Origin of the sequence: Vreelandella indica (assembly GCF_037070225.1) — a bacterium.
In the GTDB taxonomy this organism is placed as follows: domain Bacteria; phylum Pseudomonadota; class Gammaproteobacteria; order Pseudomonadales; family Halomonadaceae; genus Vreelandella; species Vreelandella arctica.
Genome location: NZ_JBANSO010000014.1, coordinates 26,810 through 43,330, shown reverse-complemented (window position 1 = coordinate 43,330; position 16,521 = coordinate 26,810). Strand labels below are relative to the sequence as shown.

12 protein-coding genes are annotated in these 16,521 nt (G+C 56.8%); 5 read left to right on the top strand and 7 right to left on the bottom strand.

The genetic code is table 11. From position 1 onward, the window contains the following. The first annotated feature begins 32 nt into the window (after positions 1-32). Positions 33-4,856 carry an NAD-glutamate dehydrogenase gene (locus tag V8L71_RS11305; RefSeq protein WP_336274177.1) on the top strand — a complete coding sequence of 1,608 codons (4,824 nt, stop codon included), beginning with the start codon at positions 33-35 and terminating at the stop codon, positions 4,854-4,856. Between the two features lie 138 nt (positions 4,857-4,994). Next, positions 4,995-6,011 (top strand): quinone-dependent dihydroorotate dehydrogenase, encoded by a 1,017-nt coding sequence (locus V8L71_RS11300; protein ID WP_336274176.1) that lies wholly within the window; start codon positions 4,995-4,997, stop codon positions 6,009-6,011. Positions 6,012-6,136: 125 nt separating this feature from the next. Here V8L71_RS11300 and rmf read toward each other — a convergent pair whose 3' ends face one another. Further along, a complete protein-coding gene (gene rmf / locus V8L71_RS11295) occupies positions 6,137-6,346 on the bottom strand; it encodes a ribosome modulation factor (protein ID WP_007111057.1) in 210 nt (69 codons plus the stop codon). A gap of 344 nt (positions 6,347-6,690) precedes the next feature. On the opposite strand from rmf, the gene rlmKL reads away from it, so the two are divergent. Together rlmKL and V8L71_RS11285 are read left to right on the top strand one after the other, a co-directional pair. Then, positions 6,691-8,928, top strand: coding sequence for a bifunctional 23S rRNA (guanine(2069)-N(7))-methyltransferase RlmK/23S rRNA (guanine(2445)-N(2))-methyltransferase RlmL (rlmKL, locus tag V8L71_RS11290; RefSeq protein WP_336274175.1), 2,238 nt, complete (start codon positions 6,691-6,693; stop codon positions 8,926-8,928). Between the two features lie 29 nt (positions 8,929-8,957). Next, positions 8,958-9,293, top strand: coding sequence for a glutaredoxin family protein (locus V8L71_RS11285; protein ID WP_336274174.1), 336 nt, complete (start codon positions 8,958-8,960; stop codon positions 9,291-9,293). Positions 9,294-9,305: 12 nt separating this feature from the next. Here V8L71_RS11285 and V8L71_RS11280 read toward each other — a convergent pair whose 3' ends face one another. Next, positions 9,306-9,587: a WGR domain-containing protein gene (locus tag V8L71_RS11280; RefSeq protein WP_290696408.1), complete on the bottom strand. Its 282-nt coding sequence runs from the start codon at positions 9,585-9,587 to the stop codon at positions 9,306-9,308. 113 nt (positions 9,588-9,700) lie between these two features. Between V8L71_RS11280 and pdxB the strand changes: the two genes are divergently transcribed. Continuing rightward, positions 9,701-10,858, top strand: a complete 1,158-nt coding sequence (pdxB, locus tag V8L71_RS11275) for a 4-phosphoerythronate dehydrogenase PdxB (RefSeq protein ID WP_336274173.1) — start codon at positions 9,701-9,703, stop codon at positions 10,856-10,858. A gap of 76 nt (positions 10,859-10,934) precedes the next feature. Here the strand turns inward: pdxB and htpX are convergent, their stop codons facing one another. The 5 genes from htpX to V8L71_RS11250 form a co-directional block, all read right to left on the bottom strand. Continuing rightward, positions 10,935-11,840 (bottom strand): protease HtpX, encoded by a 906-nt coding sequence (gene htpX, locus V8L71_RS11270; RefSeq protein ID WP_336274172.1) that lies wholly within the window; start codon positions 11,838-11,840, stop codon positions 10,935-10,937. A 153-nt stretch (positions 11,841-11,993) separates the two neighbouring features. Continuing rightward, entirely contained in the window at positions 11,994-13,241 is a 1,248-nt protein-coding gene (locus V8L71_RS11265) for a pyridoxal phosphate-dependent aminotransferase (RefSeq protein WP_336274171.1), read from the bottom strand. Positions 13,242-13,335: 94 nt separating this feature from the next. Further along, positions 13,336-14,292: a ribosome biogenesis GTPase YlqF gene (ylqF, locus tag V8L71_RS11260; RefSeq protein WP_336274170.1), complete on the bottom strand. Its 957-nt coding sequence runs from the start codon at positions 14,290-14,292 to the stop codon at positions 13,336-13,338. Between the two features lie 97 nt (positions 14,293-14,389). After that, a complete protein-coding gene (gene msrB, locus V8L71_RS11255; protein WP_101146118.1) occupies positions 14,390-14,788 on the bottom strand; it encodes a peptide-methionine (R)-S-oxide reductase MsrB in 399 nt (132 codons plus the stop codon). A 127-nt stretch (positions 14,789-14,915) separates the two neighbouring features. Beyond that, on the bottom strand, positions 14,916-16,502 hold the full coding sequence (locus V8L71_RS11250; RefSeq protein WP_336274169.1) for a gamma-glutamyltransferase family protein: 1,587 nt from the start codon (positions 16,500-16,502) through the stop codon (positions 14,916-14,918). Between the last annotated feature and the right edge of the window lie 19 nt (positions 16,503-16,521).

The following is a 16,521-nucleotide window of genomic DNA, read 5'->3' as shown; positions in this document are numbered from 1 at the left end:
CCGATCAATGGCCCAGGCAGTCGAGGTGATGGATGCACTACGTTGCGATTGAAGAGAGTCGTCAGGATCTTTTGAAGCAGTTGCAAGAGCGATTATATGCGCGCTTGGAGCCTGCTCGAGCTGCGACCATTGACGCCTTTGCTCGACACTTTTACGCCACCGTGCCGGTGGAAGATCTTGTCGATCGTCGCCTGGACGATCTGTATGGGGCTACGCTTTCGATTTGGCAGTTTTTGCAGCACCATGATCCTAAAAGCCCCAAAGTGCGCGTCTTTAACCCGGATTTTGAAGAGCATGGCTGGCAGTCAACGCATACCTTTGTCGCCGTGTTGCATGAAGATATGCCGTTTTTGGTCGACTCGGTGCGTATCGAGCTCAACCGCCGCGGCTTGACGGTACACGCGATTCAAAACGCGGTACTGGCCGTCGCCCGAGATGACCGCCATCAGTTACAGACCCAAACCTCACCTCGCGATGAGAACGCGCCTGACGCACGTGAGTCCTTGATTGTTATTGAAGTCGATCGACACACCGACGTGGCGTTGCTTGAGAAAATCGAAAGCAACCTGAACGACGTACTGCGTGATGTGCGCACCGCCGTGGGCGATTACGATGCTATGTGCGCGCAAATTACCGCGTCGATTCAAGAGCTCGAGAAAAATTGCCCGCCGCAGATTGACCCCGACGACCACGAAGAGGCGATTGCTTTCTTAGAGTGGCTGCTCAAGGATAACTTCACCTTCCTAGGCTACGACGAGTACCTACTGGTAGGTAACGAACTGCAGCGCGATGCCGATAGCGTACTGGGCGTATTCCGCCTGGATCAGCCGCGCTACTGCGAGCGGATTCGTACCGAAGAGGGCGTGGATGAGCACAACGACTATGTGTTGGTGCCGCAGCTACTGTCGTTTGCCAAGAGTGCCCATCACTCACGGGTGCATCGTCCTACCTATCCTGACTACATTACCGTTGATCGTTACGATGACGACGGCAATGTGATCGGAGAACGGCGCTTCTTTGGTCTGTTCACCTCAATGGTTTATAACGAATCGCCGCGTAATATTCCGCTGCTGCGTCGCAAACTAAAAGCGGTGATGGATATCGCTGGGTTTAATCCCCAGGGCCACAACGGCAAGCAGTTGCTGCAGGTGCTGGAAGTTTACCCCCGCGATGACCTGTTTCAAATCGACACCGAATCATTGGCGAGCACTTCGCTGGGTATTCTCAATATCCGCGAGCGCCGCCAGGTGCGGCTGTTTATTCGCGCCGATATCAGCGGCAAGTTCTACTCCTGCTTGGTGTTTGTGCCCCGCGACGTATTCTCGACGGATCTGCGCCAGCGAATTCAAAATGTGCTGTGCGATGAGCTGGATGCCCACTTTGGCGATTTCAATACCTACCTATCCGAGTCGGTACTGGCACGCATTCAGCTGATTCTGCGCTTCAACGGCGATGCGCCCAGCGATTACGACCTTAAGCGCCTGGAGAGCAAGGTGGCGCGGCTGGCGCGTAGCTGGAGCGACGACCTGCACAACGCCATGGTGGAAGGGTTTGGCGAAGAGCGTGCCAACCACCTGATGGATCACTTCCGCGAAGCATTCTCAGCGAGCTATCGTGAAGATTTTTCCGCACGCACCGCGGTGTTTGATGTCCAGCACTTGTTAACGCTGAACAACGGCGACGACTTATCGCTGTCGCTCTACCGTCCGCTGGAAGAGCAGGGTGGTGGCGTTAATCTAAAGCTGTTCCATCGCGGCACCCAGATTCCGCTTTCCGACGTGCTGCCGATGATGGAAAACCTCGGTCTGCGCGTGATTGGCGAACGCCCCTACGATATCAACTCCCCTGAGCAGCGCTACTGGATTCACGATTTTGAGCTAGAGCATAGCGGTGCGGATGTCAGCCTGGGCGATATGCGCGATGTATTCACGGAAGCCTTCAAACGCATCTGGACCGGCGAAGCCGATAACGATGCCTTTAACCGCCTGATTATCGGCGCAGGGCTGGATTGGCGCGAAGTGGCGATGCTGCGCGGCTATGCGCGCTATTTGAAGCAGATCCGCTTTGGTATGTCTCAGGACTACATTGCCGCGACGCTGGCCAACTACCCGGCCATCACCCGCGAGTTGGTTGAGCTATTCCGCCTGCGTTTTGATCCTGAGCAGCAGGACCACGCCACCGACGAGTGCATCGCTAGCTTAAACGAGCGACTGGAAGGTGTTGCTAGTCTTAACGACGACCAACTGCTGCGTCGCTTTATGGAGTTAATTCTCGCCACGCTGCGTACCAACTACTACCAGCTCGGCGAGGGCGGACGCTTTAAAGACTATATCGCTTACAAACTTGAGCCCTCCAAGGTCACCGGCATGCCCAAGCCGCGGCCAATGTTTGAAATTTTTGTCTGCTCGCCACGGGTTGAAGGTGTCCACCTGCGCGGCGGTAAAGTCGCCCGCGGCGGCCTACGCTGGTCGGATCGCTTTGAAGATTACCGCACCGAAGTGCTGGGCTTGGTGAAAGCGCAGCAGGTTAAGAACGCCGTTATCGTCCCGGTGGGCGCAAAAGGCGGTTTTGTCTGTAAGCGCATGCCGGAAAATGCCAGCCGCGATGTGGTGCAGAAAGAGGGCATCGCCTGCTATCAAATCTTTATCCGCGCGCTGCTGGATGTTACCGACAACCTGGTGGGTAGCGATGTGGTGCCGCCGGAAAATGTCGTTCGTCACGACGAAGACGATGCCTACCTGGTCGTGGCTGCCGATAAAGGTACCGCCACCTTCTCGGATATCGCCAACGAGATTTCCATTGAGTACGGCCACTGGCTAGGCGATGCGTTTGCCTCTGGCGGCGCCAATGGCTACGACCACAAGAAAATGGGCATCACCGCACGCGGTGCCTGGGAGTCGGTTAAACGCCACTTCAAAAACCTGGATGTAGATACCCAACGCGATCTGTTCAGCGTGGTGGGAGTCGGCGACATGGCGGGGGATGTGTTCGGCAACGGCATGCTGTTATCTGACAAGATTCAGCTGGTGGGTGCCTTCAACCACCTGCATATCTTTGTTGACCCCAATCCGGATGCGGAGGCGTCCTTTGCCGAGCGCAAACGGCTGTTCGCCCTGCCACGCTCCAGCTGGGAAGACTACAGCCAGGAGTTGATCTCTGCCGGTGGCGGTATCTTTAGCCGCAGTGCTAAGTCGATTGCGATAACGCCGGAAATGCAGCAGGTATTCGGCATTCAGGAAGCGCGTTTATCCCCCAACGAATTGATCCGCGCGATGCTCAAGTCCAAAGTGGATTTGATCTGGAACGGCGGTATCGGTACCTATGTGAAGGGCTCCGATGAAACCGATGCCGATGTCGGCGACAAAGCCAACGACACCCTGCGCATCAACGGCAATGACCTGAACTGCCGCGTGGTGGGTGAGGGCGGTAACCTCGGTTTGACCCAGCGCGGGCGTATGGAAGCCGCCGCCAAAGGCGTGCGTGTCTATACCGACTTCATTGACAACGCCGGTGGGGTGAACTGCTCCGACCATGAGGTCAATATCAAGATTTTGATCGATGAAGTGGTCAAGCGCGGCGATATGACCGACAAACAGCGCAATCAGCTGCTGGCGGAAATGACCGATGAAGTGTCAGAGCTGGTGATTCTCGATAATTACCGCCAAAGCCAAGCGCTGGATCTATCGGCTATCCTTTCTGACCAGTCGATGGGGCCCTACCGCCGCTTTATCAGCGAGCTGGAGGCCACCGGGCAGATTGACCGCGAGCTGGAGTTCCTGCCTGCCGATGATGTGCTCAAAGAGCGGGCCAGCAATGATCAAGGGATGCGCCTGCCTGAGCTGTCGGTGCTGATCTCCTACGCCAAGAGCACCTTGAAAGGCGACTTGATCACCTCTGACGTGCCGGATGACCCGTATATTCACCGTCATCTGGAGCGGTTGTTCCCCTCGGTGCTGGTGGAGCGCTTTAAAGACGAAATGTACGAACACCGTCTTAAGCGTGAAATCGTGGCAACGCAGGTGGCCAACGATCTGGTCGACCATATGGGTATCGTCTTTGTACGCCGCCTAATGGACTCCACCGGCGCTGGGCGTGCCGACATCGCTCGCGCTTATATTGTGGCCCGCGATAGCTTTAACTTGCCCGGTCTATGGGCGCAAATTGAAGCGCTCGATAATCAAGTGCCGAATCGCATCCAGTACTCAATGATGCTCGACTTGATGCGCCTGATCCGTCGCGCTACGCGCTGGTTTGTGCGTCAGCATTTAGGGCTCTCGACGCTGGACACTATCGAGTATTTTGCTCCTCGCCTGGCGCAGTTACAGGAAGGTATTGGTGAGTTGCTGAGTGGCGAAGAACTTAGCGCCTGGAACTCGCGTCGAGACGAGCTGTTGGAGGCGGGTGTGCCGGATGCGCTGGCATCCACCGTGGCGGCGTCATCAAGTCTTTATGCGGGACTGGGTATTATCCAGGCGGCGCGCCTGACCAACGAAAAACCGCAGCGGGTGGCGGAAGTGCTGTACGAAATTGGCAGCCGCCTGGAGCTGCCGTGGATGATTCAGCAGGTAACTCAGCTGGAAGTGCGCGACGCCTGGCAGGCCCAGGCGCGGGAAACCTTCCGCGACGACATCGAGCGTCAGCAGCTGGCACTGACCACCAGCGTGTTGAAACTCGACGCTGGCAGTCGCGATACCCAAGAGCGGGTGGCGCAGTGGCTGGATCAGCATGCCGACCTGCATCGCCGCTGGTGTCGTTTGATTGAAGAGGTGCGTGGCGGCAGTGAAGGGGGCTTTGCGCTCTTCGCCGTGGCGGTACGCGAACTGGTCGATCTGGCTGAAAGCGATAGCGAAGCCTAAACGTACCTCGTCCACTTAATTAAAGTGTATCTATTTAATTAAAGAGGCGTATGAAAGCGCGCCCTGGTTCTCCACCAGGGCGCGCTTTATTGCGTTATACTAATGCCCGTTTTCAGTCCCCGCTTCAAGAGATCCGCTATGTACAACCTCGCCCGCTCACTGTTCTTTCGCGTTGACCCAGAAACCTCTCACGGTATGGCGCTGGGTGCGTTGGATGCACTGCATCGGGTAGGGGGCGTTACACGGCTATTTGGCCAGCCGGTCGAGGATCCCGTCGAACTGATGGGGCTGCGCTTTGCCAATCGAGTAGGTCTCGCCGCGGGGTTGGACAAGAACGCCGACCACCTGGATGCGCTGGGCGCGCTGGGGTTTGGCTTTGTCGAGGTCGGAACAGTGACGCCTAAGCCGCAGCCAGGGAATCCTAAGCCTCGGCTGTTTCGCTTAGCGCAGCATGAAGCAATCATCAACCGCTTTGGTTTTAACAACAAAGGGGTTGCGCATCTGATCCAGCAGGTTAAGCAGCGTCACTACGGCGGCATTGTGGGCATCAATATTGGTAAAAACCTGACGACATCAGTAGAGCACGCCCTGGATGACTACCTGGTATGTCTAGATGCGGTGCACCCTTATGCGGATTACATTGCCGTTAACGTCTCCTCGCCGAATACCCCTGGGCTGCGTACCTTACAGTTTGGTGAACAGCTGGACGCGTTGCTGGGGCCTATTCGCGCTCGCGCCAACGAGCTTGATTCTCAAGCGGGCCGAAAAACTCCATTACTGATTAAGATCGCCCCGGATATGAGCGCGGAAGAAGTGGCGTTGATGGCAGAAAGTATTCAGCGCAATGCACTTGATGGCGTGATTGCTACCAATACGACGGTTTCCCGCGCGGGAGTAGAGGGTGACTCACAAGCGGAGGAGGCGGGTGGGCTTTCTGGAAAACCTGTCTTCGAGGCATCAAATCGTGTTATTCGCCAGTTACGTGAGCATCTACCATCGCTACCTATCATCGGTGTCGGTGGAATCGATAGTGCCGCTGCTGCCCAGGCCAAAATCGCGGCGGGAGCAGATTTAGTGCAACTCTACTCGGGGTTGATCTATCAAGGGCCTAAACTGGTCGGTGAGTGTGCAAGGGCACTGAAAGCTAACGGTTGAGCGTGCAGATGATTAGCAAAGCAGTGTGGATATCAATGCGCACTAAAAAGCCCACTTGAAAAAGTGGGCTCACTGAAAACCTCTCGCTTAAAATCTTTCTTTTAGAATCTTGAAAAATAAAAACGTTAGGCCATGACTAAGGGGTTTTTGTGGATGCCCGAGATGCCTGTCATCCCATCCCACTGGTCACCGCGGCCTTCACGCCAACCGCTCATCCAGTATTCGCGTAAATTGATATCTTGACTGGGACAATCGTCGCGAGAACGACCCGATACACCCGCTTTGTAGCCGTGGACATAAGCCCGCTGGAAGCGATCACGTTTTTGCCGTTTCATTGGCTAACCTCTTTTCACGAAAGCCTTTGATAAGAAATAGGGTGTTATCGAAAACGAAAACAACCGCTATTCCGAGAGCTTGCTTCAAGAGCGAGACGCCGCTCTAACCCTGTTGTTTGGCACTCACGGGCTGAACGAGCCGAGCGGCTATCTCTTACAAAGAACACTCATATGCCATAGGCCTAGTTCTGAACCGACCCTGACAAGAAACGCATGCGTTTTTCAGTAGCTACTCTCTTATTGTTAGACCATGATGGGGTCATCTGTCGACTATCAAATTGTCATAAAACGTAAACTCATTTGCTATATACAGGGATATCGCGCCTTTACGCGCCGCTATTATCATGACCGAGTCGAACCAAACCGCTGCCCTGAACTTGCTCGCCACTTGCCCCAAAGGCATCGAAGGCCTGCTCCACGACGAACTCATAGCGCTGGGCGCCACGCCGGGTAAAACCACCGTGGCAGGCGTCTATTTCACTGCCAGCCAAGCGATCGCTTATCGTGTTTGCCTGTGGTCTCGGTTAGCCAACCGGGTCATTTTGACCCTGGCACGCGAATCGATGATCGATACCGCTGAGCAAGTGCGCGATGTGGTCGCCCGCATTGCCTGGACACAGCATCTGGCACCGGGCAAAACGCTGGCCGTCGATTTCCATGGCCGCAGCGAACACATTCGCCACACCCGCTTTGGCGCGCAAACCGTTAAAGACGGCATTGTCGATGCGCTTCAACTGGCCGGGCAGGAACGCCCCAATGTGGATACCAAAACCCCACATTTGCGCGTCTATGCCCACCTGCACCGGATGAATTTAACCATTGGGCTGGATCTCTCAGGTGAGAGTCTCCACCGCCGTGGTTATCGCCGTGACGTAGGCCATGCACCGCTAAAAGAGAATCTGGCGGCGGCACTGCTGGTGCGCGCAGGCTGGCCCGAGCGCTTAAAAGCGGGAGAGCCGTTGATTGATCCGCTGTGTGGTGCAGGCACGCTGCTGATCGAAGCCGCCATGATGGCCGCTGACCAAGCGCCTAACCTGAATCGTGAGCGGTTCGGCTTCCACGGCTGGGCAGGCCACGATGATCTCGCTTGGCAGGAACAGAAGCGCGAAGCCGATGCGCGCGCGTCGATTGGTCGCAAGCGCTGTAAAGCCCAGCTACTCGGCTTTGATCAGAGCCCTGCAGCACTGACGGCAGCGAAATCCAATGCCATGCGCGCGGGTATTCCAGCCTTGATAAGCCTGCATGGTCAAAGCCTTGTCCAGTTGACGCGACCCGAAACACTGACGGCTGAGAGCGGCCTGCTGATTACTAACCCACCCTACGGCGAACGCCTGGGTGAATTGCCTGAGCTGGTGCGTCTATACGCCCAGCTTGGTGAGAAAGCCAAAGCGCTATTCCCCAGCTGGACCCTGGCGGTATTTACCGGTAACCCGGATCTAGGCCACCGGCTGGGCATGCGTGCGCACAAGCAGTACGCGCTTAAAAACGGTGCTCTGGATGCCAAGCTGTTGCTTATGGAGATTGGTGGCGCTGAGCATCCGCCTGCCGAGAGCGATACAAAGCCCGTCCAGAGCGAGAGCAGTGCAGTGGCGACGCCTGGTGAAAAGGCGAGCGAAGAGCAAGCCGCCCACAAAAACCAAGACAATGCGCAGATGTTTGCCAATCGACTGATTAAAAATCAGAAGCGCTTGAAGAAATGGCTGAAGCAGAGCGGTGAAACCAGCTATCGCGTTTATGATGCCGATATGCCGGAATACGCCCTGGCGGTGGATCGTTATGGTGATCGGGTACATGTACAAGAGTACGCGGCACCTAGCTCGATCAACCCAGCCCAGGCGCAAAAGCGCTTGTACGATGCCTTGGAAGTCATGCCCGAGGCGCTTAACGTTGATGCCAGCAAAATCTATATCAAACGCCGCGAACGCCAAACCGGCAGCGCCCAGTACCAGAAGCGGGCCGCCAGCGGTGAACGCTTTGAGGTGCAGGAGGGCGCAGCACGGCTATGGGTCAACCTGCGTGACTATCTGGATACCGGGCTGTTCCTTGACCATCGGCCGGTTCGGCGCATGCTGGGCGAAATGGCCAGCGGTAAGCGTTTTTTAAATCTGTTCTGTTATACCGCCACCGCGACCGTACAGGCGGCCTTGGGTGGCGCCAGTGACAGTGTGAGCGTGGATATGTCCAATACCTATCTGGAGTGGGCCAAGGACAACTTTGCACTGAATAAGCTCGATACACGTCTTCACCGTGTGGTGCGCGACGACTGTTTCCGCTGGCTGGAAACGGCTAACGCCGAGTTCGACCTGATCTTTATGGATCCGCCGACATTTTCCAACTCGAAGAAAATGCGCGATACCCTCGACGTTCAGCGTGACCATCCGCGGCTGGTGGACCTCGCCATGGCGCGCTTGGCACCGGGCGGCACCTTAGTGTTTTCGAATAACCAACGGCGTTTTAAACTCGATGAAGCGCTTTACCAGCAGTATGCGGTCGAGGACATCACCGGGCGCAGCTTCGACCCCGATTTCCAGCGGCGTACGAATCTTCACCATGTGTTTATACTGCGCCATAAAGCGGCGTAAGAGAGCCATTGCATGAAAAGAGTCTTTGCATGATTCAGCTATCGCTTTACACCACGCTGGGTTGCCACCTATGCACGCAATTGGAAGGGCTGGTGGCGACACTCGCCAATCAGAAGGTGTGGCTGCACCATATCGAAATCAGTGATGACGATGCGCTGGTCGAACGCTACGGCGTGCGGATACCGGTGCTGGTGGATAGCGATGGCAATGAGCTGGATCGTGGCTTTGAGCTATCGCGCTTAAGTGACTGGTTGCGTCAGCGCGGCTGGCTGGATGAAGCGGCCCTGGCCGCGTTTACCTCACCACCCGATACCTCCGCCCCCAAAGGGGCGCATGAGCGTGACGGGCGGCGCTTTTTGGGCTAAACCTGCGCGGCCTTAGAGTGCATCCAGTAGTGATAGTTGGCGCATGGCCTCCTGGCCCTCGGGAGTATGATCGGCCACGTCCAGCACCTTGCGAAAACCCCGCGAGGTTTGGATGGTGGTTTCGTCCTCAAGCCACATCTGGGCCTGCTCCAGCGTATCGGCCAGCTGATGTTTCAGGCCGCCAAATTGGGTGCCGATTTGGCCCCAGGCGCGGCTGAAAATCCAGTCACCAAACATATCCTGGTGAATATGAACCAACACATAGTCATGGTTGGTTTCCCAGCGTACGATCACAACACTCTCCTTACTTAGCTTTTAAAAGATAGCCTTTAAAAGATAGCCTTTAAACACGCCTGCCCATCAAGCCGTCGCGGGCGGTATTGTAAAGCCCGGATACCCAAACGCCTATGAAACTTGTCATTGATGCCAATATCCCCGCTGCCGATGCCTGCTTTGGAGCTTTCGGAACGTTAACCCGCGTGCCGGGCCGGGAAATCAGCGCGGCCCATGTGCACGACGCCGACGCGCTCATCGTGCGCTCGATTACCCAGGTCAACGATAAGCTGCTTGTCGATAGCCCCGTTCGCTTTATCGGCACCTGCACCATTGGCACCGATCATATCGACCAGGCAGCGCTTGCCCAGCGCAATATCGCCTTCTCCAGTGCACCAGGCTGCAACGCCGAAGCGGTGGTTGATTATGTATTGAGCAGCTTGTTGACCCTGGCGGAGCGCGATGGTTGGTTACTTAGCGAGCGGACCGTGGGGATCGTCGGGGTGGGCAACGTTGGCCGTCGGCTACAGGCGCGGCTGAAGGCCATGGGCGTGGCAACGCTGGCCTGTGACCCGCCCAGAGCCGACGAGGAGGGCCAGGCAGGCTTTCACTCGTTAGATGCCCTGATCGAGCGCTGTGACGTGCTCTGCCTGCATACGCCGCTAACGCGCGAAGGCCCACACGCGACGTATCAATTACTCAACTCTCAACGTATCGAGGAGCTAGCACCGGGGTGCGTACTGCTTAATGCCGGGCGCGGCGACTGTGTGGATGGATTGGCGCTACGCAGCCGCCTTGCGGGCAAGGGCGATATCAGTGCCATACTGGATGTGTGGGAGGAAGAACCCGATATCGATGCTGGCCTTCGTGATCTGGTCTCTCTAGCAACACCGCATATTGCCGGGCATAGCTTAGATGGCAAGCTGCGCGGCACCTGGATGATTCAGCAGGCGCTGGCTCACCACTGCGGTCAGCCAAGCGAGCTAACGTTTGCCGATATTTGCCCACCGCCCGCCCTGACGTCGCTGCATTTGCAGCACGCACTGCCTCCTGAAGATGCGCTAAGACTCTGCATGAGAGCAGTGTATGACGTACGCCGCGACCACGATGCTCTCCAGCGCCAAACGCAGCATCACGGCATGCACAAAGGTTTTGATGACTGCCGCGCCAACTACCCGCTGCGGCGCGAATTCGCCACGCTCAACGTGCAGTTGTCAGGGGAGGCGATAGCGCTGGAAGGCTTATTGCGTGGGGCGGGGTTTACGGTAACCGAGCAGGATAGTAAAAAATAAGCAGTGAAAAACAGGTGGCGAATAACAATAAGGCCCGCAGATGCGGGCCTTAAATGTTTAGAGCTGCTGGACAATATTACTGACGATAAGCGGCTTCTTTCAGCGCACGGATGCGCTCATCCAGCGGCGGGTGGCTGGCAAATAGCTTTTCCACCAGCGAGCGCGTTTGGCCTTTGGTGATGGCCATGGCGCGCAGTGTGTCCGGCATTTGATCGGGCATTTCCGTTTCGGTTTTCAAGCGAGCCAGCGCGCTGACCATCGCATTGGTGCCTGCCAGCCGCGCACCGGCTTCGTCGGCGCGGTATTCGCGATAGCGCGAGAACCAGGCGACGATAGCTGAGGCCAAAATACCGAACACAATCTCAGCGACCATGACTACTGCGAAGTAACCCATAAAGCCGAGCCCGCCTTCACCATCGCTACGGCTGCGCAGGAAGTTATCGACCAAGTGTGCCACTACCCGGGCAAAGAACATCACGAAGGTGTTCACCACGCCTTGAATCAGCGCCAGTGTCACCATGTCGCCATTGGCAACGTGGCCAATTTCGTGAGCCAGTACCGCCCGCACTTCTTCCGGTCGCATGCGATTCATCAAGCCTGCCGAGACGGCCACCAGTGCATCGTCCTTGTTCCAGCCCGTAGCAAAGGCGTTGGATTGCTGTGCCGGAAAGATGCCCACTTCCGGGGTTTTAATACCCGCTTCACGGGAGAGCTCCGCGACCGTGTCCAGCAACCACCGTTCGGTCGAGTTGGAGGGCGTTTCGATGATCACCGTGCCGGTGCTGCGCTTGGCCATCCATTTGGAAATGAAGAGCGAGATGATGGAACCCGCCATGCCGAACACAAAGCAGAAGATCAGCAGGCTGGTGAAGTTGATGCCCTGGCCGCGCAAGTAGCTCTCTACACCGAGCAAGCGCAAGGTGATACTGGCGACCAGCAAGACCGCTATATTGGTTGCTAAAAACAGCAAAATTCGCATCATGGTGCAGGTTCTCCCTCAACGTTTAGAAACCGGTTCATACACAGCCAGTGAAATGGTCACAGAATAGTTGCTTAAATACGTACTCTTCGTGGCAGTTTCAAGTCATCGCTGCGTCAAATAGCTGTTTTAATCGGCATATTCACTTGGCTAGACTCACTGCCGGTAGCGGGATAGGAAGTTGGCAAAACGGTCTAGTGCATCACCGAGCTGGTCTGCCCAGGGCAGGGTCACAATGCGCACATGATCCGGCTCTGGCCAGTTAAAGGCGGTCCCTTGTACCAGCAATATTTTTTCCTGCAGCAGCAGGTCAAGCACCATCTGCTGATCGTCTTTGATCTTGAAAACTTTTGGGTCCAGACGTGGAAACGCATAGAGCGCGCCTTTTGGCTTCACGCAGGAGACGCCGGGGATCGCGTTCAGCTTTTCTACCGTGATGTCACGCTGGGCCAACAGCCGCCCGCCAGGCAGGATTAAATCGTTAATCGACTGATAGCCCCCCAGCGCGGTTTGAATCGCATGCTGGGCGGGCACGTTGGCGCACAGACGCATGGAAGCCAACATATTCAGCCCCTGGATATAGTCCTGAGCGTTCAATTTGGCCAAGGTGCCGGAGATAATCATCCAGCCTGAGCGAAAGCCCGCACAGCGATAGCTTTTGGAAAGCCCGTTCATGGTGATGACTAATTGGTCATCGTCCGCTAACGCGCCCGTGGCGGTATGCTCGACGCCGTCGTACAGAATCTTGTCGTAGATCTCGTCAGAAAATACCACCAGATTGTGCTGCTTGGCGATCTCTAATACCTCTTTGACCACCGCGGGCGGATACACCGCGCCGGTCGGGTTATTGGGGTTGATCAGCACAATGGCGCGAGTGTGGCTGGTGATTTTGGCGCGAATATCCGCCATGTCGGGCGTCCAGTCCGCCTGCTCGTCGCACAGGTAGTGCACCGCGTGGCCACCGGAAAGGTGAGCGGCCGCAGTCCATAGTGGGTAGTCCGGTGCGGGAATCAGCACTTCGTCGCCGTCATTGAGCAGCGCCTGCATGGCCATCACGATCAGCTCAGAGACGCCGTTACCGATGAAGATATCCTCAATCCCCACGCCGGGAATCTGCTTGCGCTGGCACTCCTGCATAATGGCTTTACGGGCGGAATAGAGGCCTTTGGAGTCGCAGTAGCCCTGGGCCGTGGGCAGGTTACGCATCACATCCTGAAGAATCTCCTCCGGCGCCTCGAAGCCAAAGGGCGCGGGGTTGCCGATATTCAGCTTGAGAATTCGTTGGCCTTCCTCTTCCAAGCGCTTGGCGTGGTCGAGTACCGGGCCGCGAATGTCATAGCAGACATTGTGCAGCTTATGAGATTTCTTTAGCGGTTGTGATTCGTGCGACTGCGGGGTATCCATGAGGTGTTTGTCCAAAAGTAGCTAGAAGCCCAAAAGTATCCAACGTCATTATGTGTTTACTAGGTCAAAGGGTGACTTAGCAGTGCTCGGCTCATTATGCGTCGGAAAGGCCTTGATTGTCTTCGTCGTTTTGCACCGGGGGTGGCGGAATATCTGCCGGGGTTTCAAGCGTTAGCCTGCCCAGCTTGCCGTCGCGAAGTTCGTGAAGCAGTACTTCGGCGCCACGGTGCAGATCAACCGCGCCGCCGTGGCGCAGGCCGCCACGGCGGGCAGCGATATCTTTTAAGATGGCGTTACCGTCGAAGCCAGCAATAGCGAGAAAATCAGGCTTTTTCGGACCGTCCGCATCAATATCGTGGGGGAGGTCCGGCGCGGTGTAAGGCGGCAGCGCTTTGAGCTTATAGCGCTCGGTGAGTGCTTCAGGGTAACGCTTGGCAAGCTCTGCGCTGGTGACAATCGCCACATCGGTATACTCAATGGCCGTATCGCGAATGGCACCGGTGGCGGCAAGGCGATAGGCACTGGCCTGGTCTTCGATTTTGGGCCACAGCACGCCTGGGGTGTCGGTAAGGGCTACACGCCCATCGATACGCACCTTCTGTTGACGCTTGGTGACCGCAGGCTCGTTACCGGTCTTGGCGATTTTGCGCCCAGCCAAGCCATTAATCAGCGTGGATTTCCCGACATTCGGTATACCCATCACCATCACGCGCACATCGCGGTCAGCGCGCACGGCACCGGCCAGTTCATGACACAGCTTGGGGATTTTCTTCAGCTCACGGGTATTGGTCGTAGTAACGGCTAAGGCACGCATGTTCTCTTGGGCATCGAAAAATTCGACCCACTCGGCCGTCCGCTCTGGGTCGGCGAGGTCGGCGCGGGAGAGAATTTTTAGCACCGGCTTATGGCGGGTTAGCTCGGCCAGCATCGGGTTGGCGCTGGAGTAGGGCAGGCGTGCGTCGAGGACCTCGATCACTACGTCAATTTCAGGCAGCACCTCCTTAATCTGGCGGCGGGCCTTGTTCATATGTCCGGGGAACCAGCCGAGCATGGGTCTCTCCTGAAAGTACAAAAAATAGCGGCACAAAAAAGCGGGCGACCATTCTAACAGATGGCGCCCGCCTTGCTGTGCTTCCTTTTAGCAAGGATTACTCGTCGGGGTGAAACTCTAACGACACCGAGTTGATGCAGTAGCGCAAGCCGGTGGTCTCGGGTGGCCCGTCGGGGAAAACGTGGCCCAGGTGTGCATCACAGTGAGAACAGACGACCTCGGTGCGCTGCATGCCGTGAGTGGTATCCGTATGCTCTTCAACGCAGCGGCTACCCAGCGGCCGGTCAAAGCTGGGCCAGCCGCAGCCAGCATCAAACTTGTGCTCATTCTCAAACAGTGGCGCATTACAGCACACACAGTGGTAAATACCCTGAGCATCGCGCACCTGATAATCCCCGGTGAACGGGCGTTCAGTGCCTTTCTCGCGTGCCACACGGTACTGCTCTGGCGTTAACTGCTTTTGCCACTCGTCGGGGGATTTTTCTATTTTCGCCATGGGGTTCTCCTCTCCCTCTGGTTGGCCACTCTTCAGAGGCTTATTAAGCAGGCTAGCTTAACACTCTCATGAGTGACAGCGAGTCGCCTGCTCAAGTTCAGCATGGATGAAACTTCCCAAGATGTGTTTATACGCTGACCGCGCCGCCGTTACTGCGCGGATCGTGGGCGCTCTCGATCAATCCATCCAGGTGGTACACGATACCGCCCGCATGACCCATGGTGTCGCTGAAGGCTTCAGGCAACACTTCCACATCGTGGCCGGCTGTCGCTAGGGCGGTTACAAGGGCATCGTCAAAACGCGCTTCGAGTTTTAAGTTAGTGCTGGTTTCACCCCAGGTACGACCCAGCAGCCAGCGAGGCGCCGTGATCGCCTGCTGAAGCGGCATGTCGTGCAGGGCATAGCGGGAAAACACTGCCGCCTGGGTTTGCGGCTGGCCTTCACCGCCCATGGTGCCGTAGACCATGGTACGGCCATCGTTAAACTTGGCAAGCGCCGGGTTAAGGGTATGGAAAGGTTTGCGGCCAGGGGCTAAGCCGCGCAGGTCGTCGGGATTAAGCGAAAAGCTGATGCCGCGGTTTTGCCACAGTACACCGCTTTCCGGCAATACCACGCCACTGCCGAACTCCCAATAAATACTCTGGATAAAGCTTACCGCGCGCCCTTCGCTATCCACGGTACCCATCCAAATGGTGTCGCCAGGGGCTGGCTCGTGTGGCCAGGGCAGAGCGCGTTGTGGGTCAATTTGAGCCGCTTCTTGACCAATACTTTCCTCGCTGAGTAACGCCTGCAGCGGTGTGGGTACACGGCCCGGATCAGTCACATTTTGGTCACGTAGGATAAAGGCGCGCTTGGTCGCCTCAATCAGCCCGTGCAGGTGATCAAAACCGTTGGGCTCGGCGGCTTTCAAGCGCTCGTAGATGCCTAAAATCATTAACGACGCCATGCCCTGGGTCGGCGCTGGCAGGTTGTAGAGCGTGGCATCCTGGAGGGTGACTTCCAGCGGTGTGACGCGCTGGGCACGGTAGGCGTGAAAGTCAGCCAAGCGCAGGGGGCTGCCCACTGCTTCCAAATCTTTCGCCATGCTAGCGGCCAGTTCGCCGCGATAGAAATCATCTAATCCGGCTGCCGCCAAGCGCTTGAGGGTGGCCGCTAAGCGGGGCTGGCGCAGCCGTTCGCCTTCCCGGGGCACTTGGCCGTTAAGCAGCAGGGAATCACTAAAGCCAGGGCTTTGAGACAGGCGCTCAACGTGTTTGGCGGTGAGGGCTTCCTGGCTTTGTGTGACCGAAATGCCCGCTTCGGCATGGTGAATAGCGTCGGCCAGCAGCGTGGTGAGGGGAAGCTGTTTACCCCATGTTGACGCTACCTTCAGCGCTTCATCCCAGCCGCCGATGGTGCCCGCCATGGTGAGGGCGGCCTTTGGGCCTCGCTCAGGTATTTGCGATTCACCGGCGTAGAAATCCGTGTTGGCCAAGCCTGCCGCCGGGCCGCAGGCGTCGATGGCAATAGGCGCCTTGCCCGGTTCATGAATCAACCAAAAGCCATCGCCTCCCAGGGCGTTCATATGCGGATAAACCACCGCAATAGCAGCAGCGGCAGCAACCATGGCCTCCACCGCGTTGCCGCCCTGCTTAAGCACATCTCGCCCGGCGCTGGCCGCCAGGTGATGCGGGGCGACGCAGCTGCCGCCGTAACTACGTTGGGTGTGTAACATCTCAAATTCCTTTGTTATT